19 protein-coding genes are annotated in these 21,656 nt (G+C 59.9%); 12 read left to right on the top strand and 7 right to left on the bottom strand.

Going from position 1 to position 21,656, the window contains the following annotated elements:
• Nucleotides 1-7: 7 nt before the first annotated feature.
• Genes RlegSU303_RS18085 through RlegSU303_RS18105 form a run of 5 tightly spaced genes read left to right on the top strand, consistent with a single transcriptional unit; the run spans nucleotide 8 to nucleotide 4,756 of the window.
• Nucleotides 8-892, top strand: coding sequence for a carbohydrate ABC transporter permease (locus RlegSU303_RS18085; RefSeq protein ID WP_029872481.1), 885 nt, complete (start codon nucleotides 8-10; stop codon nucleotides 890-892).
• The gene (locus RlegSU303_RS18090) at nucleotides 892-1,737 is read left to right on the top strand and encodes a carbohydrate ABC transporter permease (RefSeq protein WP_131719213.1); all 846 of its coding nucleotides are present in this window, start codon (nucleotides 892-894) and stop codon (nucleotides 1,735-1,737) included. The genes RlegSU303_RS18085 and RlegSU303_RS18090 overlap by 1 nt, the downstream gene beginning before the upstream one ends.
• Nucleotides 1,734-2,756, top strand: coding sequence for an SIS domain-containing protein (locus tag RlegSU303_RS18095; protein WP_131719214.1), 1,023 nt, complete (start codon nucleotides 1,734-1,736; stop codon nucleotides 2,754-2,756). The genes RlegSU303_RS18090 and RlegSU303_RS18095 overlap by 4 nt, the downstream gene beginning before the upstream one ends.
• Nucleotides 2,757-3,686, top strand: coding sequence for a PfkB family carbohydrate kinase (locus tag RlegSU303_RS18100; RefSeq protein WP_131719215.1), 930 nt, complete (start codon nucleotides 2,757-2,759; stop codon nucleotides 3,684-3,686). It begins immediately after the preceding gene.
• Nucleotides 3,683-4,756, top strand: a complete 1,074-nt coding sequence (locus tag RlegSU303_RS18105) for an ABC transporter ATP-binding protein (protein WP_017961815.1) — start codon at nucleotides 3,683-3,685, stop codon at nucleotides 4,754-4,756. The genes RlegSU303_RS18100 and RlegSU303_RS18105 overlap by 4 nt, the downstream gene beginning before the upstream one ends.
• A gap of 29 nt (nucleotides 4,757-4,785) precedes the next feature.
• Here RlegSU303_RS18105 and RlegSU303_RS18110 read toward each other — a convergent pair whose 3' ends face one another.
• From RlegSU303_RS18110 to RlegSU303_RS18130, 5 genes are all read right to left on the bottom strand, one after another.
• Entirely contained in the window at nucleotides 4,786-5,613 is an 828-nt protein-coding gene (locus RlegSU303_RS18110) for a glycoside hydrolase family 16 protein (RefSeq protein ID WP_017961816.1), read from the bottom strand.
• A 48-nt stretch (nucleotides 5,614-5,661) separates the two neighbouring features.
• The gene (locus RlegSU303_RS18115) at nucleotides 5,662-7,143 is read right to left on the bottom strand and encodes a lipopolysaccharide biosynthesis protein (RefSeq protein WP_017961817.1); all 1,482 of its coding nucleotides are present in this window, start codon (nucleotides 7,141-7,143) and stop codon (nucleotides 5,662-5,664) included.
• 64 nt (nucleotides 7,144-7,207) lie between these two features.
• Nucleotides 7,208-8,452 carry a glycosyltransferase family 4 protein gene (locus RlegSU303_RS18120; protein WP_131719217.1) on the bottom strand — a complete coding sequence of 415 codons (1,245 nt, stop codon included), beginning with the start codon at nucleotides 8,450-8,452 and terminating at the stop codon, nucleotides 7,208-7,210.
• On the bottom strand, nucleotides 8,449-9,798 hold the full coding sequence (locus RlegSU303_RS18125) for a glycosyltransferase family 4 protein (protein ID WP_205928059.1): 1,350 nt from the start codon (nucleotides 9,796-9,798) through the stop codon (nucleotides 8,449-8,451). Before RlegSU303_RS18125 ends, RlegSU303_RS18120 begins: the two co-directional genes overlap by 4 nt.
• A complete protein-coding gene (locus tag RlegSU303_RS18130) occupies nucleotides 9,795-10,532 on the bottom strand; it encodes a Crp/Fnr family transcriptional regulator (protein WP_026158836.1) in 738 nt (245 codons plus the stop codon). The genes RlegSU303_RS18125 and RlegSU303_RS18130 overlap by 4 nt, the downstream gene beginning before the upstream one ends.
• A gap of 467 nt (nucleotides 10,533-10,999) precedes the next feature.
• Here RlegSU303_RS18130 and RlegSU303_RS18135 point away from each other — a divergent pair, with 467 nt between their 5' ends.
• The 5 genes from RlegSU303_RS18135 to RlegSU303_RS18155 all read left to right on the top strand — a co-directional run bounded on the left by RlegSU303_RS18135 (nucleotide 11,000) and on the right by RlegSU303_RS18155 (nucleotide 17,580).
• The gene (locus RlegSU303_RS18135) at nucleotides 11,000-11,701 is read left to right on the top strand and encodes a sugar transferase (protein ID WP_017961821.1); all 702 of its coding nucleotides are present in this window, start codon (nucleotides 11,000-11,002) and stop codon (nucleotides 11,699-11,701) included.
• Nucleotides 11,702-11,819: 118 nt separating this feature from the next.
• The gene (locus RlegSU303_RS18140) at nucleotides 11,820-13,583 is read left to right on the top strand and encodes a polysaccharide biosynthesis tyrosine autokinase (protein WP_017961822.1); all 1,764 of its coding nucleotides are present in this window, start codon (nucleotides 11,820-11,822) and stop codon (nucleotides 13,581-13,583) included.
• On the top strand, nucleotides 13,580-14,602 hold the full coding sequence (locus tag RlegSU303_RS18145) for a glycosyltransferase family 2 protein (protein ID WP_205928060.1): 1,023 nt from the start codon (nucleotides 13,580-13,582) through the stop codon (nucleotides 14,600-14,602). Before RlegSU303_RS18140 ends, RlegSU303_RS18145 begins: the two co-directional genes overlap by 4 nt.
• A gap of 6 nt (nucleotides 14,603-14,608) precedes the next feature.
• Entirely contained in the window at nucleotides 14,609-15,988 is a 1,380-nt protein-coding gene (locus tag RlegSU303_RS18150; RefSeq protein WP_017961824.1) for a polysaccharide biosynthesis/export family protein, read from the top strand.
• Between the two features lie 125 nt (nucleotides 15,989-16,113).
• Complete coding sequence (locus tag RlegSU303_RS18155) at nucleotides 16,114-17,580, top strand: hypothetical protein (RefSeq protein WP_131622851.1); 1,467 nt, start codon at nucleotides 16,114-16,116, stop codon at nucleotides 17,578-17,580.
• A gap of 185 nt (nucleotides 17,581-17,765) precedes the next feature.
• Here RlegSU303_RS18155 and RlegSU303_RS18160 read toward each other — a convergent pair whose 3' ends face one another.
• Entirely contained in the window at nucleotides 17,766-18,065 is a 300-nt protein-coding gene (locus RlegSU303_RS18160) for a hypothetical protein (RefSeq protein ID WP_131719219.1), read from the bottom strand.
• Nucleotides 18,066-18,373: 308 nt separating this feature from the next.
• On the opposite strand from RlegSU303_RS18160, the gene RlegSU303_RS18165 reads away from it, so the two are divergent.
• Both RlegSU303_RS18165 and RlegSU303_RS18170 read left to right on the top strand, forming a co-directional pair.
• Nucleotides 18,374-19,285, top strand: a complete 912-nt coding sequence (locus RlegSU303_RS18165; RefSeq protein WP_072637349.1) for a glycosyltransferase family 8 protein — start codon at nucleotides 18,374-18,376, stop codon at nucleotides 19,283-19,285.
• 120 nt (nucleotides 19,286-19,405) lie between these two features.
• Nucleotides 19,406-20,428: a glycosyltransferase family 2 protein gene (locus RlegSU303_RS18170; RefSeq protein WP_131719220.1), complete on the top strand. Its 1,023-nt coding sequence runs from the start codon at nucleotides 19,406-19,408 to the stop codon at nucleotides 20,426-20,428.
• Nucleotides 20,429-20,586: 158 nt separating this feature from the next.
• On the opposite strand, the gene RlegSU303_RS18175 is transcribed toward RlegSU303_RS18170, so the two are convergent.
• Nucleotides 20,587-21,336, bottom strand: coding sequence for a Crp/Fnr family transcriptional regulator (locus tag RlegSU303_RS18175; protein WP_026158838.1), 750 nt, complete (start codon nucleotides 21,334-21,336; stop codon nucleotides 20,587-20,589).
• Nucleotides 21,337-21,656 lie beyond the last annotated feature (320 nt).

Genomic DNA, 21,656 nt, shown 5'->3' on the forward strand with positions numbered 1-21,656 from the left:
CGCCTTGATGTCGGGCACTTGGCTGACAACCCGCGCGTGGCTTTTGATGCTGCCGCTTCTCGTGGTCATGATATCAGTCATTGGCTGGCCTCTGATCGATACCGTCGGCCTCTCCTTCACCGATGCCAAGCTCGTCGGCACGGAAGGAAGTTTCGTCGGCATCGACAATTACGCGAAGATGATCTCCGGCTCGAACTTCCAGCGCACGCTTGTTACCACCGCATGGTTCGCGATCATCTCGGTCGCCGCCGAAATGGTGATCGGCGTGCTGGCAGCCCTGCTGCTGAACCAGCAGTTTCGCGGCCGCACCGCGCTTCGCGCTCTGATGATCCTGCCCTGGGCGCTGCCGACCGTTGTGAACGCCACGCTCTGGCGGCTGATCTACAATCCGGAATATGGTGCGCTGAACGCCGCGCTGACTCAACTCGGCCTGCTGGAGGCTTACCGCTCCTGGCTCGGCGAACCGGGCACGGCGCTGGCGGCCCTCATCGTCGCCGATTGCTGGAAGAATTTCCCGCTGGTGGCGCTGATCGCGCTGGCCGCACTCCAGGCCGTGCCGCGCGACATCACCGCCGCCTCGCTGGTCGACGGCGCCGGCGCTTTCGCCCGCTTCCGCTTCGTCATCCTGCCCTATCTCGCCGGTCCATTGATGGTGGCCCTGGTGCTGCGCACGATCGAGGCCTTCAAAGTGTTCGATATCATCTGGGTCATGACCCGCGGCGGCCCGGCCAACAGCACGCGCACGCTGTCGATCCTGGTCTATCAGGAAGCCTTCTCCTTCCAGCGGGCAGGCTCCGGCGCATCGCTGGCATTGATCGTCACGCTGCTGGTGACACTGCTTGCTGCTGGCTACGCCGCTCTGGTGCGCAAGACGGCGGGGAGTGCGGCTTGATGGAACGCCAAAGCCCGCTCTTTTCCGCCTTCATTTACCTCTGTGCGCTGCTGCTTGCCGCCGCCATCCTGGCGCCGATCCTGTGGTTGTTCATCATGAGCATCTCGCCGGCCGCCGACCTTACCGCAAAGCCGCTGCGCTGGTGGCCGCAGACGGTGGATTTCTCGCGCTACGGCGTACTGCTCTCGACGATCGAAAACAGCGCCGGCGCCGCCTTCACCTCGTCGCTGCGCAACAGCATCGAAGTGGCGGGCATGGCGACGATCGCCGCCATCGCGCTCGCCATTCCGGCCGGCTGGGCTGTGTCGCGCACGCCTTCGGTCGGCTGGTCGCTGTCGATGGTGATCGCCACCTACATGCTGCCGCCGGTGGCGCTCGCCGTGCCCCTTTATATGGGGCTTTCCCACCTCGGCATGCTGAACAACGTCTTCGGCCTCGCGCTCGTCTATCTCACCATCCTAGCGCCCTTCACCACCTGGCTGATGAAATCGGGTTTCGATTCCATCCCGCGCGAAATCGAATCCGCCGCGATGATCGACGGCGCCGGCCTGTTCCAGACGCTCAGGATCATCACTCTGCCGCTGGCAGCCCCCGTGGTCGCGACGTCAAGCCTCTTTGCCTTCCTGCTTGCCTGGGATGAATTCTTCTATGCGCTGCTCTTCACCTCGGACCAGCGCGCCAAGACGCTGACCGTCGCCATTGCCGATCTCGCCGGCGGCCGCGTTTCCGATTATGGACTGATTGCGACGGCAGGCGTGCTCGCCGCCCTGCCCCCGGTGCTGATCGGTCTCGTCATGCAACGCGCCCTGATTTCGGGGCTCACCAGCGGCGGCGTCAAGGGATGAACATGACAGAAGAAAGAAACCGGCCGGCCGGACTTGCCGCGATTGATCGCGAGATGGCGCGCCAGCATGCCGATGCGATCGCCTCCTATGAAGCGGCCAAGCTGATGGCCGTCAGGGCCGCCGCCTCGCTGATAAAGACCGGCAGGCTGCTGCTCATCGGTATGGGAGGCTCGCATGCCGTCAACCGCGCCGTCGAGCCGCTCTACCGGGGCCTCGGCGTCGATGCCGTCGCCTTGCCACTGTCCGAACAGCTCGGCCAGCCGCTGCCGATCGCCGGCAGGACGATCTTCGTCACCTCGCAATCTGGCGAAAGCGCCGAAGTCGTGCGCTGGTTCAACGAGACCGGCGGCACGGAGGAGACTTTCGGTCTGACACTCGAAAGCAATTCCTTCCTCGCAAGAACCGCCCCATCGCTGGTCGGCACCGGCGGCACCGAGCTCGCCTTCGCCGCGACCCGCAGCCTGACGGTGACTTTCGCCCTGCATCTGGCAATCCTTTCCGCCCTCGGCGAAGATCCTGACACCGCCCTTGCCGCCCTCAGGGCGCCGGAAGATCATGACATCGCCGCCGCGCTCTCGGCGCTGGAAAACGTCGCGACCATTGTCACGTCGGGCCGCCGGCTGCAGGGTATCGCCGAGGCGCTCGCGCTCGGATTGACCGAGCTGTCGCGCCGTCCCTGCTTCTCGCTCGAAGGCGGCCAGCTGCGCCACGGTCCGATGGAGATGCTGGGGCCGGAGATCGGCGTCGTGCTATTCCGCGGCTTGGACGAGACGGCTGGCCTGGTGACGGCAATGGCGACATCCGCCGTCGAGACAGGCGCCCCGGTCATCCTGTTCGACGCATCCGGGCAAGCGCCCGTCGCTGGCGCAGTGACGATCCGCTTTGCGCCTGCAACCAGTCTTGCCGCGATCTTCGCCATGCTGCCGGTCGCCCAGCGGCTGATGATCGCCTTTGCCGATGCCCGCGTGGATAATGCGGGAACCCCGGTTCGATCCACCAAAATCACCCGGAGCGAATGAATGCGGCCGCTTGCAGTCATCGGCAACGTCAATGTCGACCTGATCCTTGGTCCGGCCGCCCCCTGGCCGAAGGCCGGGACGGAAATCATCGTCGATCATGACGAGTTGCGCGTCGGCGGAGCCGCCGGCAACAGCGCGCTCGCCTGGCAAGCGCTCGGCGTCGAATTCGAGATCGCCGCCAATATCGGCAGTGATCAGTTCGGCCGCTGGCTGAGCGAAGCCTTCGGCCACCGTTCCGACAAGTGGCCGGTACGTCCTGAGAAAACGACGCTCTCCGTCGGCATCACCCATCCGGACGGCGAGCGCACCTTCTTCACGACGAGAGGCCACCTGCCGCGTTTCAGCCTGGCAGACGTCTTCGCCGTCATCGAGGGCGCAAGACTGCAGGGCGGCTACGCGCTTCTCTGCGGCTCGTTCCTGACCGACGATCTGACAGAAGAATACGGCAAGTTCTTCGATTGGGCCGACAGCCATGGCATCACCGTTGCGCTCGATACCGGCTGGCCACTCGACGGCTGGACAGACGAGAATTGCGGAGCGACACGCTCCTGGCTTTCCCGCAGCGGTGTCGCGCTGCTGAACGAGGTCGAATCGACGACACTTGCCGGCATCGCCGATCCGATCGAGGCGGCCCGTCGCATCCAGTCGCATATGCCGGAGGGCGCGATCGTCGTCGTCAAGCGCGGCCCGGACGGCGCAATCGCGATCGGGCCTGACGGCCTGCTGGTTTCGGTGGCAGCACCCGTTGTCGAAGTCATCGATACGATCGGCGCCGGCGATGTCTTCAACGCCGCCTTTCTCGCCGCGCTCGCAAGCGGTGAGCCGCTGGTTTCCTGCCTGATGGCGGGAACCGAGGTTGCCTCGCGCGCCATCTCCACTCTTCCCCGCAACTATGGCGGCCCGACATCTCTTCAGGAGCCCTTGCGATGAGCGCGCTCGACATTCAGAACATCCGCAAGGCCTACGGCGACATCGAGACGCTGAAAGGCATCGACATCTCATTGGAAAGCGGCGAATTCCTGGTGCTGCTCGGCTCCTCCGGCTGCGGCAAATCCACCCTGCTGAACATCATCGCCGGCCTTGCCGAGGCAACGAGCGGCGATGTCAGGATCGGCGGCCGCTCGGTGCTCGGCGTGCATCCGAAAGACCGCGACATCGCCATGGTCTTTCAATCCTATGCGCTCTATCCCAATCTGACGGTGCACCGGAACATCGGCTTCGGCCTGGAAATGCGCAAGGTGGCAGCACCCGAGCGCGACAAGGCCGTGCGCGATGCCGCCAAACTTCTGCAGATCGAAAACCTCCTCGACCGCAAGCCGAGCCAGCTTTCCGGCGGCCAGCGCCAGCGCGTCGCGATCGGCCGGGCGCTGGTGCGCAAGCCGGAGGTCTTCCTCTTCGACGAGCCTCTCTCCAACCTTGATGCCAAGCTGCGCATGGAGATGCGCACCGAGATCAAGCGGCTGCATCAGATGCTGAAGACCACGGTCGTCTATGTCACCCATGACCAGATCGAGGCTATGACGCTTGCAAGCCGCATCGCCGTCATGCGCGACGGTCGCATCGAGCAGTTGGGCACGCCGGAGGAGATCTACAACCATCCGGCAACGCTCTATGTCGCGACCTTCGTCGGCGCGCCGCCGATGAACCTGCTGAAGGTGACGGCGCGAGACGGTCGCCTGGCGCTTTCAGGCTCCGATGCCAGCTTGCCCCTACCCGCCCGCTTCCGCGAGACGGCCGGCAATGGTCGCGACCTCATCCTCGGCATCCGTCCCGAGGCGCTTCGTACGGACGGCACCAGCCCGCCGATCGAGGTGACCCTTGAGGTCGCAGAGCTGACTGGCCCGGAACTCGTCGTCACCGCCCTTGCCGGAAATCAGCGCCTGATGGCCTGCCTGCCGCCACGCACGCCGATCCGCAACAACGAAAAGCTCACCCTCTTTTTCGACGAGGAAGCAATGCATCTCTTCGACCCGCAAACCGGCCTCAGCTGCGGCCGTTAGCGACGGAACGGCTATCCCCCGTCGGCTGTTCAATTCCCCGCGTCAGTAGGCTTGCGCTGGTAGACGTGAATATAGTCGACGAGCAGAATGGAAGGATTCGGCGTTTCATCGATCGGCCAACCCGAGCCGAGCGCCAGGTTCACCAGCGGATAGAACGGCATGTGGAATTCCTTCGGCGTGTCGAAGCTCCAGATGAACTTACGGTCGAAATAGAAGCTCGTCTTGTCGGCTTGGATATCGACGCCGTAGGTGTGATATTCGCTGTTCAAAATTCCGTCCTGGACCTTTTGCCAATAGCCGCCGGTGCTGTTCTGGCCGCCCTGGCTCTGACGCCAGATATGAAAGCCCATGCTGAATTCGTAGGGCGCGCGTCCGTAATATTCCAGGACGTCGATCTCGGCGGTGTATTTCGACCGGTCGAGCCCGATCAGCCAGAATGCGGGCCAAACGCCCTTGCCAGGCGGCAGTTTCATCCTTGCTTCGAAATAGCCGAACTGCTGCGAGAACCCTTCGCCTTTCGGGTTCACCGACGACAGCAGGCCCGAGCGCCAAGTTCCATCGGCCTCCTTGCGCGCTTCGATCTTCAGAATTCCCTGATCGGTGGTAAACGGAAAGCCGGGAGCCGGATCTGTGAAGCGAGCGTCACCGAAATCGCCGTTCCAGGGTGTATGGGCGATCCAGCGGGAGGTTTTCTCTCCCCAGGCCGAGACGTCGAGACTGTCGAAACTCTCTTCGAACGTCAGCTGGTACGCATCGATATTAAGTGGTTCCTGAGCCACGCTGGGTTGGCCGGGCAACGCGCCAAGACCAAGAACGATAAGCAAACCCAGAGCCTTAGAAGATATTCCGTAACGCATTCTGTTCCTCCGAAAACGCCAAACATCGTTGGACTGCACTTGTCTCGATTATGAAGTGAGAACCCTGTTTCGTCGCGGCATGAGCCTGTGGACGACGATGGTCTCGATGCCGTCGGGCTTCCCGGCGATCTGCCACACGAGCAGCGCGAAGATCCAGAAGATCGCCACGGACACCCCGCCGCAAAGCGCCAGGCCGACGATAAGGTGAAAGCCGACAGGCATGGCAACAAGCATCGGCTCTGCCCAGAGCAGGAAAACCATCATCGGCACGCTCGCGACCAGAGGCCGTAAAAAAGCGTTCAACTGCGCGGCAAATGTCGCGCCGATCAGCTGCCGCGTGATGACGAGCGATGCTGCATAGGCGACAAGCACCGCCACGATCCGCGCGCCCAGTGCTCCCGCCACCTGAAAATAGACAATGCCCAGGATGGTGACCGGAACCCTGACAGCGAACTCGGCAAACATCCGGAGAGCGAGATAACGGGTTTTGTTGAGCACCATAGCCAATGGCGGCATCATGTTCGTCGGAAGACCGAGCAGACTGCCGATGCACAACCACTGCAGAATCGGCGCGGCCGATGCCCATTTCTCGCCGACGATGATCCGCACGGCCGGCTCGGCAAGCAAGGCGAGCGAGATGAGGATGGGCGCTGCCACGAAGGTGATCGCGTTCGTCGCCTTGAGATAGGCAGCGATCAGATTACGACGGTCATCGACGGTCGAGAATGCCGCCATCAGCGGACGCAACAATGGCCCGACGAAGGTCTGGTATGGAATAGCGGCGATATTGTCGGCGACGCTGAAGGCGCCGAACGTCGACAAGCCCGTAAAGCGCGGCAAAAGCAGCCGGTCCAGTTGCCAATTGATCGAACTCAGCACCTGCGACACGGTGTTCCAGCTGATCATGTCCTGAAAGTGCTTCCACTCGGAAAGGCTGAACCTCGGTCGCATCGGCGCGAAGATATAGGAGGTGATCGCCGCGGCGGTCGGGCCTGCAACCGCGCCGATCGCCAGTCCCCAATAGCTGCCGGTCGCGACCGCCACCCCGACACCAAACAGCAGTGTCGACCCCTTGGTAATGAGATCGAGTGCGAATTCACGTTTGAAATCGAACCGCTGCATGAACAGAACCATGCGCGGGCTGATCACGCTGCGCATGGCAGGCGCAATCGAGAGCACGGCGACAAGGGAGAAAAGCCGGGGATCGTCATAAATCAGAGCCATCGGCCAGGAGATGAACATCATCAGCATGCTGATGGCCACGCCTCGAAGCAGGCTTAGAGTAAGGGCGGTAGCAAACATATCGTCCGAAGGCGACGGCTGGCGCATCAGCGCCTGAGTCAACGGCAGGTCCAGGATTGTCTCGACGATGATCAGAACCGAGGTCGCGATGGCGACAAGGCCGAAATCCGCCGGGCTCAAAAGCCTTGCGAGGATCAGGAGGCTGACGAAATCGAGCAGTCGCGCCAGGAACTTTCCGCTGATGGTCCAGATACTCGCCGTCGCCGTCCTCTGAGATACGCTTGACATGATCTATTTTCTATTCCTCGTCGACGGTTTCGGTCGCAGCGGCAAGACAGGCAGTTCCTTGCTCTCAGCCCGCCCGTCTTCTGAGGACCTCGGCGGATCGGTCGCCATGGCTGGTCAGTTGCTGCTCGATCAGGCTGGACAGACGGTCGCGAAACACGGTGGAAGAGAATTTCAGCGAGTGCGCGCGGATGGCATTCGGATCGATATCGTCCTCCACCTCTTCGAACGCCGCCATCGTTTCCAACAAAGCTTCCGTGGTCTGCTCAGCGAAGCGAAAACCGACCTGCGGCGAGGAAACGGTTTCCCTGGCGCCGCCGGCGTCGAAAGCCAGGACCGGCCGCCCTGATGCCATGGCTTCCACCGGCAGGATGCCGAAATCCTCCGTGCCCGGAAACAAGAGGGCACGGCATCGCGACAGGTGGTCGCGCAGAACGTTGAAGGGCTGATGGCCGAGGAACTGGACGGTCGGTCCGGCGATCGACTTCAGATAGGCCAGTTGTTCACCCTCGCCGATCACGACCAGTTTCCGGCCGGCCTCGGTGCAGGCGCGAACGGCGATATCCGGCCGCTTGTAGGTGGTCAGCTGTCCCGCATAGAGATAGAACTCGCCCTTCCCCTTCCCCACCGCAAAATCGTCGGTCGCAACCGGCGGATGGATGACGATGGATTCCCGGTCGTAGAAGCGGCGGATGCGGCTTGCAACATAATCGGAATTGGCAACGAACACGTCGACCCGCGAGGAGGTCGTCACGTCCCAGGCGCGCAGCATGGGTGCAGTGATCGACATCATTGCGCGACCCACCCAAGGCAGGCCATGGCGGTAGACATGGAACTGATCCCAGATGTAGCGCATCGGCGAATGGCAGTAGCAGACATGCAGGGCGTCGGCACGCGTGATGATGCCCTTTGCGGGTCCGGATTCGCTCGACAGCACGAGATCGTAATCCTGCAGATCGAACTGCTCGAGCGCGAAAGGCATCAGCGGCAACATCTTGGTATAATGCCGCTTTGCACCGGGGATCTTCTGCAGGAAGGATGTGCGGATGTTCCGCGTCTTCAGAAAATCGCTGATCCGATCCCGGTTGCAGACGAGGGTGAAGATGTCGGCCTGCGGAAACATGCGGCACAGCTCTTCGACGACCTTCTCGCCGCCGCGCATCGAAACGAGCCAATAATGCACGATGGCGACACGAAGCTGCTTGGTATCGCTCGCGCTTCCGGCCTCAGTGACACGTCTTTTCGCCATGACAGGCGCATCGCCGAGAAATGCCCTCGCGTCGGGAAGAGAGGTTGTTGCCTTAAGGGTCAACTCAGTACTCCTTGTATCGCCACACCGTCTGTCAGCTGGGGAACCGCATTCGTCGAAATTAGGCTGTGATATTCGGAAAGAAGCGCGTCGCGCCATTCCTCGTGTGTCGACGCAAGATCCGGCGACTTCAGGAAAGCCCGCTCGCTCATGGCGCGGACCTCGTGCCTCGGCATTTGGCTAAATCGCGTCAAAGTATCGGCAAAGGCGCTTTCGTCAACCGTATCGCAGGCGATTGCCATGCCGGCTCTTTGCATTTCTTCGGCAAGAAAGGCGCTGCGCGACATGATGACCGGCAGACCGCTCCTGGCCGCTTCGATAGCGACGAGGCCGAATGGCTCGGGATAGCGAGACGGCATCAACAGTGCACGCGCCTTGCGGATGGTCGGGCCGATCTCCGCATGCGACTGCCAGCCAACGGCCCTAACGTGATCTCCCGAAGCCGCAACCATCGACATCAGCGGCCCGTCCCCGATCACGCAGAGCCTGACGCCCGCTTTGCGGGTGGCGGCCACGGCATCCTCTATGCCCTTCTCCTCATCGAGCCGCCCGATAAAGACGAACTCGTCATTGGCCTCCGCCTCGATGCGTTTGATGGAGAGCGGAGCGACGGGATTGCGGATTGTCGTCAGTCGTTCGGGCCGATATCCGGCGCCGACGAGGAAGCTTGCCATCTTCTCGTGCAGCAGGATGATCCGGCCGAAATCGGCCTGATCCTTCAGCCGCCGGAGGATATTGGAGCCGCGGGCAACCCGCCACAATTTGTGCGAATAACTTCTCTTGTCGCAGGCCGTCGCAATGCAGCTTCCGCCGAGCGGGCGTCGAAGGCAGACTTCCTGAGCCTGATAGTCGAAGAAAGCGCCGTTGGGGCAGGCCGTGAAGAAATCATGCGCGTGCACCACACATCGTCTGGCGACCGGCATCAATGCCCTGAAAATCGCCGGAGACAGGATCTGGTGCCAGCCATGCACATGGTAGACGGTGTTGGCGGTGTCGTTTGCGGCAATCCAGTTCGCGACCATGCGGACGGCGGCGCCATTGTGAATGCCGGTCACGAAAGCCTTCGCACGCTCGGCGCTGAGCAGATCGCGGCTGTTCAGCCCGACCATTAAGACCCCGAGTGCGACGAGCTCCGCATTGGCGGCGTCATCTCCGCAAATATAAGTCACAGGGATGTCGAGGCCCCGAAAAAGCTTGGCGGACAACACCGCCAGCGCCGTCGCACCGCCTCTGGCCGCCGAATAGTCGTCGATGATGACAACGCGATCGATCTTTGTCGTGCCTGAGCCGGGAAACCGGCCGACGTTTGCGGCGGATCGGAGGGCCTCGGGAAGCGACGGGCGCATCACTTCACCGAAACTGCGCCGTTGGCACAGGCCTCCAGCGCCTTGCGGTTGAGGATGCGGATCTTGCCCTGGCCCCCGTCGATAATCTTGCCTTCCCGCAGGCGCCGCAGGCATTGATTGACCTTCTCGCGGGACGCCGGCAGCGTCGCGGCCAGATCATTTTGCGAGATGATCAGTTCGTCGCCGCTGTTTGCCGCATCTTTTCCATAAACAGTGGAGAGCCGCAGCAGCGTGCTGGCCAGCCTCGATTGCAGGCTCGACGCCGCATTCGCAATGATCCGGAGTTCGAGCTCTGAAATACGCGCCAGCGCCCTGGAGAAGACCTTTTCGCGAAAGCAGGGATCGCTGGCGTACATGTCGCGCAACAGCCGGCCTTCGAAGAAATGCAGTTCGCAGGCGGAACCGGCGCGGTATTCGAGGCTCAATGTCTGCCTGCGCAGAACCTCGAGCTCGCCGATGAGGCCGGATTTCGGAATGATTTCGACGATGAATTCCCGGCCGTCGGGCAGCATCGTGCTGGCGCTGACCACCCCCGAATGGACGCGCGCGAACGTATCGACGAGGACGCCGGCCCCAGCGATGATCTCGCCGCGCCGGAAACGCCGGACGCTCGACCGGCAGGAAAGGAATTCGTCGTCGATGACGATGCGGCTGTTCAGATGAATGCCGCCGTTAGCCGATATCGCCGCCTCGCCGATGCCGGCCCTGCGATCTGATGCGTGTGTCGCCCCATCCATGCGCATAACTCCACTCGATAACCTAGGCAATGCTGCACTGCATCATTTATATTGTCTTAATATGAGAGTCAAATAACATCACGGAGATATGACGTAAAGATAAAGTATATATTTAACTTCAAAACAAAATATACGCCGTAAAAAGGACCAAAAATCTCAAGGAAGCCAAAAAACCGCCACACGATCGAAGATCACTGCCTATTAAAATGGCTTACTGAATAAAAAACGGCAATAATCAAAGTGATGACATCAAAACTGATAAATAAGCGTCAGATGATAATCACCACGAATTAGATTAGATTGTCGTTTTATATGAAAAGAAGGCCATCAAGGTGTAATCCGAATTCTCGATTGCCTGTTAGTAGCATAAAGAATTTGTTAAGGATTATGACCTTGGTAACAGACAACCAGAGTGCGGCGCAGCAAACTTTGAACGGTTCTTAATCGGAATGTTTTGGAGACCACCGATGACATGGGAAGCACATAGTTTCGAGGCTTGGTCGCGTGTCGGACGGTCCGCGAAAGACGGCGATCTCCATTCGTCCCGGCCTCGTGCGGCAGGCAGATCGTCGAAGCGCGCGCTAGACCTTGTGATCGCAGTCACGGCGCTGATCCTGCTTTCGCCGCTTCTGTTGATCGTCGCAATGATCGTGAAGATGAGCGACCGCGGCCCGGTCTTTTATTCCCATACGCGCATCGGCGTCGGCGGAGCGCCGTTCGGATGCTTGAAGTTTCGCACGATGAAGACCAATGCGAGTGCTCAGCTTGCCGAATTGCTGCAAAACAACCCGGCTGCGCGAAGCGAATGGGAAGAGACACGCAAGCTGAAGGACGATCCGAGGATCACGGCCGTCGGTGATATCCTCAGGCGGTCGAGCATCGACGAGCTTCCCCAACTGATCAATATCGTGCGTGGCGACATGAGCCTCGTCGGCCCCCGGCCGATCACGGCCGAGGAATTGCCGCGCTACGGCGAGCATATATGGGCCTACATGGCCGTCCGCCCGGGCCTGACCGGTCACTGGCAGACCAGCGGGCGCAATGATGTCAGTTACGAGTACCGGGTTTCCCTCGACGTTCACTATCTCAGCAACTGGTCGCTCGGCCGGGACTTCATCATCATTGCCAAGACCATTCCCGCTCTGTTTTCGCAGCGCGGCTCGTATTGAGCATTCATGGGGAGAGCCGCCGATCATGCCTGGAATCGGAAGACACGCTACTTCCCCGTCCCTCCAAGCTGCCATTACCTGGTTACTCCGTGAGCTCGCCATTCTGGATTAGGACGACATGACCTCAAGCACGATCTTCAGCGGTGTTTCTCCGATATCTCTGCCTCCCGCAGCCACTGGCGGGAATTCGCCGCTCACCTTGCGGGATATGCTCTTCTTTCTCAGAATGCGCTGGCTGTGGATTGCGGCTACGACTTTCGCTTTCCTCGTATTGGCAGGGAGCTACGTGCTGACCGCCAAACCGACGTTCGTTGCCAACACGCAACTTGTGATCGTCCCCCAGGTCAGCGGCTCCGAAGCACAGAGGGCTTTCGCGGAAGACGCGTTCATCGAGGGACAGTTGGAGATCGCCAAATCCAGCGATGTCGTCGGTGGAACGGTAACGGCACTTGGTCTCGATGCCGATCCTGACTTTGTCGATCAGACGCCTTCGCTGCAGGATAGGGCAAAGAACTGGTTGATGGGCGCTTCTTCCGAACCGGATACGGCATCGCAGGAAGCGGCAGGCCCAGGACCGCGTGACACACAGCCGCAACAGCAGATCGAGGACGGGCGGATCCATGACCGGGCGGTCGCCACGCTGCTGAACATGATGGGAGTACGCCGGATTGGGAGTTCGACGATCATCGAGATATCGGCTGCGGCGTCGACCCCGCAGCAGGCCGTCGACATCGCCGACACGCTGGCCAGGCAGTATATCCAGAAGAATATCGCGATGAAGGCCAACGCGTCCCGGCAATACAGCGAATGGCTGACCAGATTCGTAAGCGAGCAGCAGCGCGGACTGGCCGAAGCTGCCAGCGCCCTGGCCAGCTTCACGAGCAATCCGCGCGATCAGTTCAAGCTTGCGGAGCTGCAGAGCGCGACTGACGCCCGCCGCACCCTTTATGAAAATACCTTGAACCAGCTGACGGAAGCCAAGCAGCGCATCACCTACCCGGTGTCGGATGCCACGATCGTCTCTCGGGCCACCCTGCCTCTTTCGAAAGCCAGACCACGCAGCACGCTCATCATCGCCTTTGCGGCGGCGGTTGGTCTTGGCGTCGGCTTCGCACTCGCCCTGATAAGGCACGCCGGCGATCGCCGGATCGTCCGGCCCAATCAGATCGCGGATGCCGGTGGGCTGCCCTTTGTCACTTTGCTGGCGACATCGAGGACCAGGAATGGTCACTCTGCGCGTTTCCTCGCTGCCGGTACCGGCAGCAGCACCGCAGCCGCCTATCCTGTTATCCCAGGCATGGCGGAGCTGAGCGCGACGGTCGTTGGTCTTCGGCGCAAACGCCGGGTCGTCATCGGAATCGTCGCTGTCAATCCCGGCAGCGGGGCATCGACCATCGCATGCGAACTTGCGGTGCTCTCGTCGATATCAGGAGCGCAGACGCTGCTGATCGATGCGGCTGCACAGAAATCATCGCTGAGCAAATCGATCGCGCCCCATAGTTCAACAGGCCTCGTCGATGTTCTCGACAATGGCGAACTGATCCGGACGGCGGCACTGCCCCTCACCCCGACGCTGAAATTCCTACCCCTCGGCAAAGTCGCAGCGGTGTCGCCGGCCATTCGCCTCAGTTCCCGCCGCACGCAGTTGAGCTTCGCCGAACTGAAGAAGGAGTTCGACGCCATATTCGTCGACATTTCCGCATTCTCTGCTTCGCCGGATGCCAATGCGATCGCGCCGGAGTTGGACGGTGTCCTCGTGGTCACGTCGCACGGGCACACTTCGATCGACGATACCATGCACGTCATCGAGACCCTGCGGAATGTCGGCGCGGAGATCCTCGGCGCGATCATCAACCATGCACCGAAAAGAATAGAGTCATGACTTCACCTTCGGCAGAAGCAACCCGGCAGGACAGCCCGATTGGACCGGCGCCTGTTCCTTGCGGCGCTAAAGCCATGGCGGGCCGCGCGCGCCGCCCATTGCGACTGGCTGTGGGGATTGCTTCGGCAGGCCGCCCCTCGATACTCAAGGAGACCGTCGATTATCTCACCGCCCTGCCGGACCAGGCCGAGCGGCTGATCGTCTGCGTGCCCGTGATCGACGACGCCGCCGGCCTCGCCAACCGCCTCGATGTGGAAGTCATCGTCGGCAGCCGTGGCCTGACCTCCCAACGCAACAGGATCATCCAGGCTGCCGCCGCCGACACGGATATTCTGATCTTCCTGGATGACGACTTCATTCCCGCCGCGACCTTCCTGTCGCGGATGGCGTCGGTCTTTGCAGCAAACCCCGACGTGGCGATCGCCACTGGCGAAGTCCTGGCCGACGGCATCCTCGATGGCGGCCTCAACATGTCAAAGGCCCTGCAGGTTCTTGAAACAGCCGGTGAAGGGGCCGAGCAGGTGACGGAGGTCTATAACGCCTACGGATGCAACATGGCGGTTCGTCTTTCACCCGTTCTCCAGCACGCGCTGGCCTTCGATGAACAGCTACCGCTCTACGGCTGGCTCGAAGATGTCGACTTCAGCCGGTCCATCGCCCGCTACGGCAGGTCCGTGCGTGTCGAAGGCGCTCGCGGCGTGCATCTCGGCGTCAGATCCGGGCGCCAGCCCGGCCAAAGACTCGGCTATTCGCAGGTTGCCAATCCTGTCTACCTGATCCGGAAGGGCACGATGTCGAAGGGCCGTGCTGTCGCACAGATCGGCCGCAACATCCTGGCGAATACGCGGGGTCTATTATTCAATGACCGCCTGATCGACCGATGGGGACGCTTGAACGGCAATTTTCTGGCGCTATCCGATCTTCTTGTCGGCCGCGCCTCTCCGTCCCGCATCCTGGAATTCGGCAATCCCGTGCCGCGCGAAATGCCTTCGCCGTCGATCGCAACGAAACGGAGATAGCAGACAATGCAGCGCACATCCTTGTCCGGTCGCCTCATCTCCGTCGCCCTTGCCTTGCTGGTATTTTCCGGCGTGACCGGCTGGAGCGTCGCCCATGCGGAAAACTATACCCTCGTGCCGGAAGATCAGGTGAGACTGCGTGTCGTCGAATGGCGATCGTCGGATTCCCGGTATGCCAGCTGGGAAGCCCTCGGCGGAACATATACAGTTGACGATGCCGGTAATCTGGCGATTCCGATCGCCGGCCAGGTGCAGGCGATCGGCAAGACGACGGAGCAGGTTTCCGATGCGATCGCCACCGCGCTCTCCGAAAAGGCGGAACTGCCGGGAAAGCCGTTCATCGCCGTGGAAATAGCCCAGCATGCGCCGATCTTCGTGACCGGGACCGTGCAGACCCCCGGGCGCTATGCTTTTGAGGCCGATATGACGGTCATGAAGGCCGTCAGCATCGCCGGCGGCTTCCTTCGGGAGCGCGAAGAGAATACCGTCTTCGAGCGCGACCGGATCCAGGCTGCCGGCGCCTACCGAACGGCCATTCTCAACCGGCGCGATCTTCTGATGCGCCAGGCGCGGTTGCGCGCCGAGATCGCCGGCGAACAGAGTTTCGATATCCCTGGAGAACTCGCCGGAACACCCGATGTGGACAAGCTGAAGGCGCAGGAATTGAACCTGATGCGGCTGCGACGCGTCGATATCGAAAGCCAGATCGACGCGGCGAGCGACCTCGCCCGTCTCTACGGCCAGCAGGTCCAATCACTCGAGGCCAAGATCAATTCGCAAAAGCGGCAGATCGACCTTGCGCAAAAGGAACTGGATAATGTCAATAGCCTGGTGAGCAAAGGCCTGGTCAGCAATTCCCGGCAGGTCACGGTCGACCGCGGCGTTGCGGATGCACAAGGCACTCTGATCGATCTCGAGGTCGCCCTGACCACGGCTCGCCAGGGGCTCAGCGAAGCCGATCGCTCGAAGATTAATATCGTCAACCGGCAGAACAGCGAAAACCAGGAGCTGCTCAACCAGGTCAATCTCGCGATCGGCAGGGCTGCGATCGACATCCAGGTGGCCCAGCTTCTGGGCGAACAGGCTGGCTACAGCGCGCAACTCGCCCAGATGAATATGAACACGCCGGGTCTTGGCAGAGCGCAAAAGAACTACAGGATCGTGCGTCGCAACGACGATGGCACCTATCGCAACATCGAGGCGGACGAGACGACCAGCTTGCGGCCGCATGATGTCGTCGAAATCGGCATCGACACGGATCTCCAGACGCCGCCGCTGCAGCTGCAGTCCGCGCCGCAGCAGCAAAGCTCGGCAGTCCCGCTGTCTGATGTCGCAGGCGACAATCAGACGGCTCCCGGCTGGATATCCCAGACGGGATCGAATTAGGGGGCGGTCGTGACCACTAACGACAGCTGGCGGCTTTCGCCTCGGGCATTGCGTCGGAAGGCGGATGCCGGTTTTCGGCAAACCCGATGCCTCCGCCGCTCTCCGTCCGGATCGGGATCTGAAGCATGTCGATAGAACCGATCGGCTTCATCGTTCTGCTGCTTGGCCTGCTCAGCATGGTCAACGGGGCCCGTTTTGCGATCACGACCCTTTGCCTGTCGACGCTGCTCGGAGCGGCCGCGGCTCTGCAATTGCCCGCGCTCGGCGGCAGCAGCATCCAGCCAAGCCATCTTCTCGTGCTTTTTCTCGTGGTAGCCGCCCTGCTGCGCCCGGCTCAAACACAGGCGACGCTCGCCAGCATGGCCTATCCGGGTCCCGGTTTCTGGTTTGCCGCCTACATCCTGTTTTCCGTGGCATCATCTTTCTTTTTGCCCCGCATCTTTGCAGGCGCGACCCTCGTCTACTCTTCTGCACGAGACACCACGGGCATGATGTCGACGGTGGCCGCTCCCCTGTCGCCGGGTTCGTCCAATCTCAGCCAGTCTGTCTATCTGCTCGGCGACCTCGCCTGCTTTGCCGTCGTCTCGGGGCTTGCCAGGCTCGGCTATGCCCGTTTCATCGCACTGCAGTTAATCGTCGCCTCGATCGCATGTTTTACCCTGGCATTGATTGATATCGGAACATTCCTGACTGACCAGTCCTACCTGCTCGATGTCATCAGAAACGCGAACTATACGATGCATACGGCCGAGACGATCAGCGGCTTCAAACGCATCGTCGGCCCCTTCCCCGAAGCAAGCACCTATGGCGCGGTCGCATTAGCCTATTTTTCCTTCACGCTTCTGCTCTGGCTGGAGCGCGTCCAAAGCCGTATGGCAGGACTTGCAACGCTTTTCATCGGCCCGACGATCGTCCTCTGCACATCGACAACTGCCTATATTGCCGGCATTTTCGTTGTCTGCATGTTCGTTCTGTTTTGCCTGAAACGACTGATCAGCGGCCCTGCCAAGACCCCGCATGTGACTTTCCTGGTGATCACGCTGTTTTTGATTCCCTGCGCCATCGTCGCGCTCAGCCTTGTCCCCGATGCGTGGAATTCCATCGCCGGCCTGATGAGCACCACCTTGTCGGACAAGCTCCAATCGCAATCCGGCGAAGAGCGCACCGCCTGGAATACACTGGCATTGATCGCATTCATCGATACCGCCACCTTCGGCGCTGGGCTCGGCACGGTTCGGGCATCGAGTTTTATCGCTGCGTTGCTCTCCAATGTCGGATTGACCGGCACTCTTCTCTTCGCCGCCTTCCTGTACAGCCTTGCAAGGGCCTCCGGTCGGCGCATGTCAGGCGACCGGGAGACGCACGCGATCGGAAACGCTGCGGTTATGGCATCCATCGCGCAGGTCGCCTCCGCGGCGATATCGGGGAGCGGCACGGATCTCGGCTTGCTGTTCAGCACCACGGCAGGTCTGGCGGCCGGCTGCCTGGCAACCAATACCTCTCCCCGGCGCGCGACCCGATCGCTCGCTAATCGAACCCCGCTGGAGACATCGACATCTCTGATGAGAGCGCCGATGTTTTCAACACGATGACGCCCGCTTTGGAACTCCGCCAGGGCGCGGGATGGCAATCTCGTCGAGCCATCGGCGTGCCCGCATTGGGCCGAAGCCGGCCGGCCGCACTGCATCTTTCCAGGATCGCCTGTAAAAGCAGTCCATCGAACAAACGCCGTCGGAGGTCAGTCGCGGAGGGTTATGCTGTAGGTTTTATGTCGACATCAGCCTTGCGGGCGCTCGCTGGTGGTCGCGACGCTATCTGCAACGGAATTGTTTTCGCGCAGCTTGGCACTGCGCCGCAAAAGCCCCGACAGGAACACGCCTGCCAGATAGCCGATTTCCATGAGCACGAGGATGGCGATACCGGAGAGCATGGCCGCGATCACGGACGACCCGCCAGCAAAAGCCACGCCGCCGAAGCCGATTGCCACCAGGACTGCAAAAATCGCGAAAGCCCAGGCGCGGATGGAAGCCCCGGCAGCGATCGAAATCACGGTTGCCCCGAGTGCGGTGATCAACATGACACCCCCCCTTCCCTCTGTATTCCGACAAGGGTCCCGGCACCAATCGCCGTACCGCGAAACAACATGTCGAAACATAGCCTTATGACAGGCAAGGCACTCTTCATGGTGAATATCTCAACAATGAAACATACAAAAGCCGCCGACAGCCAGACACCGATTCAGCACCAGCGCACTGGATGCTGGCCTATATATACCGAACAGGGCCTTCATATGACAGACCCGTCGGCTCAATTCACAACTGGTCCCTCGCCTCGCAAAGACAATACCGATTCACTTGTATTGCGCACAATCGGAAAGGTGATGACATGAACAACCAGTGCGTCGTCTACGTCACGGATGTCGAGTATTCATTTCCGACCATTCTCTCGGCGCTTCAGGCTCGCAAATTCGCAAGCCCTGCGACCGACGTCTGCGTTCTGATGTCGGAACATCTCGACAATTTCGAAGAACTGAAAGCCCTGCTCGCAAGGAGTGGGGTCATATTGACCGATGCGACCGAAGCGCTGCAGGACTCGCTCGGCAAGCTCGACAGTTCGCATTTCCAGGGACGCATCAGCGTCAGCACAATGGCCAAGCTGGTCCTTTGTGAGATCCTGCCTTCCAACTATACCCAGATCATCTACCTCGATGGGGATACCCAGATCGTCAGCGATCTCGGCGCGTTCGAAAGTGCCACTGTGCCCGAGGGCAGGTTTTTCGCGGCGCGCGATTATACGGCGATCCATGACTTCCTCGACACCGGAAGGGACAGCCACTATTTCAACGCAGGCGTCCTGAAATTCCATCGAAACGGCTGGATCGGGCAGGAGGCGCTCGAGCTTTTTGCTAGAAATCCCGAGGCCTGCGAGGGCAAACATGATCAGGGTGCATTGAATTACGTCTGCGGTTCATCGCTGATCCTGGTATCGAACCGCTGGAACTTTCCCAAACAATTCCTTCATCTGGTGAACATGTCCTCCTTGTCGATCGTCCATTATATGGCGCATCCGAAGCCATGGCATGGAACTTTCTTTCCGTGGACCGATAAGGAAAGCCAGGTATACGTCGACCTGCGCAAAGCACATCCGATTTACAACTCGCTGTATCGCGGAATAACCTTCGATCGGAAGATGCTGTATAAATACCGGTCGATACGGGCGCGCATCGAGCACGCAATTGAGAAAGAAGGACCCAACCCTAGGGTCCAGAGCCTGCTGGTTGGCGACTACGCCGTATGATGATGTATTGTTGGTCCGACTTGAATGTCCGCGTGACTGAACTCAGCGTCGCCGGTCGAGCCGTGGATTTGCAGACGGAAGCGCAAAGTATCCAGGAATGGATAATCTTCAGGACAGAATATGAGTTATAGGGCTTCCGCCGTCAGTATCTCGCATTACGTGAAAGCCCGTCTGCGCCGGTCGATCAAGGCTCGGCAGGTTCGCTATGACCTGCTGCGCAACGGGCTCAAGCAAGCGCGCCACGTCGTCATCTGCGTCATCCGTGACGAGGGGCACCGGTTGGCCTTCTTCCTTCAGTATTATCGCGATCTCGGCTTCGAGCACTTCATTTGTATCGACAACGGCTCGACCGATGGCACGGCCGAGTTGCTGTCCGGCTTCGACGATGTCTCCCTTCTTTCGGCTCATGGTTCCTACAAGGCGGCGAGATTCGGAAACGACTGGATCAACGAAGTCATCAACCGCCACTGCCGGGAGAAGTGGGTCCTGTATGTCGATGCAGACGAGTTCCTGGTCTATCCGCATTGCGACACACGGCCGATTGATCAATTGACTTCCTATATCGCCTCCATGGGCGGCCATTCCCTCCGCTCGGTCATGATCGACATGTACAGCCCGCATCCCGTTCTCGAAAACATATGCGAACCCGGTCGCAACCCGCTCGAGGTCTGCAATCTCTTCGACCGCTCCGGCTATGTGGCGCATTTCGACAAACGCAACTGGACGATATGGATTAAGGGCGGCGTTCGCGGGCGCGTCTATTTCCACGACCGGCTCTGGGACGGCCCCGCGCTCAACAAGATACCCCTCGTCTATGTGGCGGGTGAACGTCTGTTTCTCAAATCATCGCACCAGGTCTGGCCGCTCTCCCTGAATTTGGGCGACATGCGCGGAGCACTCGGCGTATCCGGCGCCCTTCTGCATTTCAAGTTCCTGTCGACCTTCGTGCACAAAGTCGCCGATGCGGCACACCGGTCCCAACATACGGAAGAATATACCGTATACTCCTCAGGCAAGGACATGGATGACTTCGTTTATGACGATACGGGCACCTACAGAAGCTGGAAGGACCTGTCCGATCACGGGCTCATACAGGGTGAAGGCTGGAAATACTGGAGGAATGCTTCCGAGAGCGAAGTCTAAGTATGCCGCGCCAAAATACGCAGCGATTTTGGGACGACGTGCATGAAGACAAGCGCCAACCTGATCTTTCAGCCTGCCTCGTCTGTCTATCAAAACCCGCGGACGGCGGATTCTGTCGAGGCTTTTCTGCCGTTCCGTTTTTTTATCGCGGCAACGTCTCAGGCGAGACCCGCCCCCTCGGCATAAGCCTCCAGCGCCTTCCGATTGAGAATGCGGATTTTGCCCTGTGTCCCGTCAACCACTTTGCTCTCGCGCAAGCGCCGCAGGCATTGGTTGACCTTTTCACGCGACGCCGGCAGTGTCGCGGCCAGCTCGTGCTGGGAGATGATCAGCTCGTCGCCGCTATTTTGCGCATCCATTCTGTAGAGGGCAGAAAGACGCAGCAGCGTTCGGGCAAGTCTCTGCCTTAGACTAGATCCGGCATTGGAAATGATCCGCAGTTCGAGTTCGGAAACACGCGCCAGCGCCTTCGACAGGATCTTCACCTGAAATTGCGGATCGTTCGCACACAGGTCCCGCAGCAACCGACCGTCGAAGTAATGCAGTTCGCAATCCGATGAGGCCCGATATTCCAGGCTGAGAGACTGCTTGCGGAGCACCTCCAATTCGCCGATCAAGCCGCCTTTCGGAACGATTTCCACGATGAACTCTCGTCCATCGGCAAGCGGGGTGCTTGCGCTTACCATTCCGCGCTGTACGCGGGCGAACACGTCGAGGACGACGCCGGCGCCGGCAATAATCTCACCGCGGCGAAACTTTCGAACACTCGAGCGGCAAAACGGGAACTCGTGATCCAAATCCGCGCGGCCGTCGTAAACAATACCTGCAGACCCGCAAGTAACCGCTTCGCTTATTCGCGCTGCGTTTCCTCTAGGTCTGTTGTCTCTAGTGCTGATCGCCCCGTCCATACGCACAACTCCACACAGAATAATTGTCTTATTTGTCTTGAGCGACATTCGTAATAGGTTAAATTAGAAAGTCAAACAATAATAAAATAAAAAATTCGTGTTTAATCTATACATAATTATGAACAATCCTCATCTTTATATATAATAAAATTCATATTGAATTCTATCGCATACAAGTCTTTGGGGCTGCATGACGATTTTTATACATTTTATGACAATTGCCTACCTGCAGAATACATCTAACAATTATAACAACAACACCAAATTTTAAAATAAAACTAAATAACATTTCTGCTGTATAGTCAAAAGCAAAGGTAATA

It is taken from the genome of Rhizobium sp. SU303 (assembly GCF_021052345.1).
Classification (GTDB): Bacteria; Pseudomonadota; Alphaproteobacteria; order Rhizobiales; family Rhizobiaceae; genus Rhizobium; species Rhizobium laguerreae.

What these genes read in the sequence shown, in the direction of transcription:
- RlegSU303_RS18085 (WP_029872481.1), top strand. Translation starts at nt 8, where the DNA reads ATGTCGGGCACTTGGCTGACAACCCGCGCGTGGCTTTTGATGCTGCCG.
- RlegSU303_RS18090 (WP_131719213.1), top strand. Translation starts at nt 892, where the DNA reads ATGGAACGCCAAAGCCCGCTCTTTTCCGCCTTCATTTACCTCTGTGCG.
- RlegSU303_RS18095 (WP_131719214.1), top strand. Translation starts at nt 1,734, where the DNA reads ATGAACATGACAGAAGAAAGAAACCGGCCGGCCGGACTTGCCGCGATT.
- RlegSU303_RS18100 (WP_131719215.1), top strand. Translation starts at nt 2,757, where the DNA reads ATGCGGCCGCTTGCAGTCATCGGCAACGTCAATGTCGACCTGATCCTT.
- RlegSU303_RS18105 (WP_017961815.1), top strand. Translation starts at nt 3,683, where the DNA reads ATGAGCGCGCTCGACATTCAGAACATCCGCAAGGCCTACGGCGACATC.
- RlegSU303_RS18110 (WP_017961816.1), bottom strand. Translation starts at nt 5,613, where the DNA reads ATGCGTTACGGAATATCTTCTAAGGCTCTGGGTTTGCTTATCGTTCTT.
- RlegSU303_RS18115 (WP_017961817.1), bottom strand. Translation starts at nt 7,143, where the DNA reads ATGTCAAGCGTATCTCAGAGGACGGCGACGGCGAGTATCTGGACCATC.
- RlegSU303_RS18130 (WP_026158836.1), bottom strand. Translation starts at nt 10,532, where the DNA reads ATGGATGGGGCGACACACGCATCAGATCGCAGGGCCGGCATCGGCGAG.
- RlegSU303_RS18135 (WP_017961821.1), top strand. Translation starts at nt 11,000, where the DNA reads ATGACATGGGAAGCACATAGTTTCGAGGCTTGGTCGCGTGTCGGACGG.
- RlegSU303_RS18140 (WP_017961822.1), top strand. Translation starts at nt 11,820, where the DNA reads ATGACCTCAAGCACGATCTTCAGCGGTGTTTCTCCGATATCTCTGCCT.
- RlegSU303_RS18145 (WP_205928060.1), top strand. Translation starts at nt 13,580, where the DNA reads ATGACTTCACCTTCGGCAGAAGCAACCCGGCAGGACAGCCCGATTGGA.
- RlegSU303_RS18150 (WP_017961824.1), top strand. Translation starts at nt 14,609, where the DNA reads ATGCAGCGCACATCCTTGTCCGGTCGCCTCATCTCCGTCGCCCTTGCC.
- RlegSU303_RS18155 (WP_131622851.1), top strand. Translation starts at nt 16,114, where the DNA reads ATGTCGATAGAACCGATCGGCTTCATCGTTCTGCTGCTTGGCCTGCTC.
- RlegSU303_RS18160 (WP_131719219.1), bottom strand. Translation starts at nt 18,065, where the DNA reads ATGTTGATCACCGCACTCGGGGCAACCGTGATTTCGATCGCTGCCGGG.
- RlegSU303_RS18165 (WP_072637349.1), top strand. Translation starts at nt 18,374, where the DNA reads ATGAACAACCAGTGCGTCGTCTACGTCACGGATGTCGAGTATTCATTT.
- RlegSU303_RS18170 (WP_131719220.1), top strand. Translation starts at nt 19,406, where the DNA reads ATGAGTTATAGGGCTTCCGCCGTCAGTATCTCGCATTACGTGAAAGCC.
- RlegSU303_RS18175 (WP_026158838.1), bottom strand. Translation starts at nt 21,336, where the DNA reads ATGGACGGGGCGATCAGCACTAGAGACAACAGACCTAGAGGAAACGCA.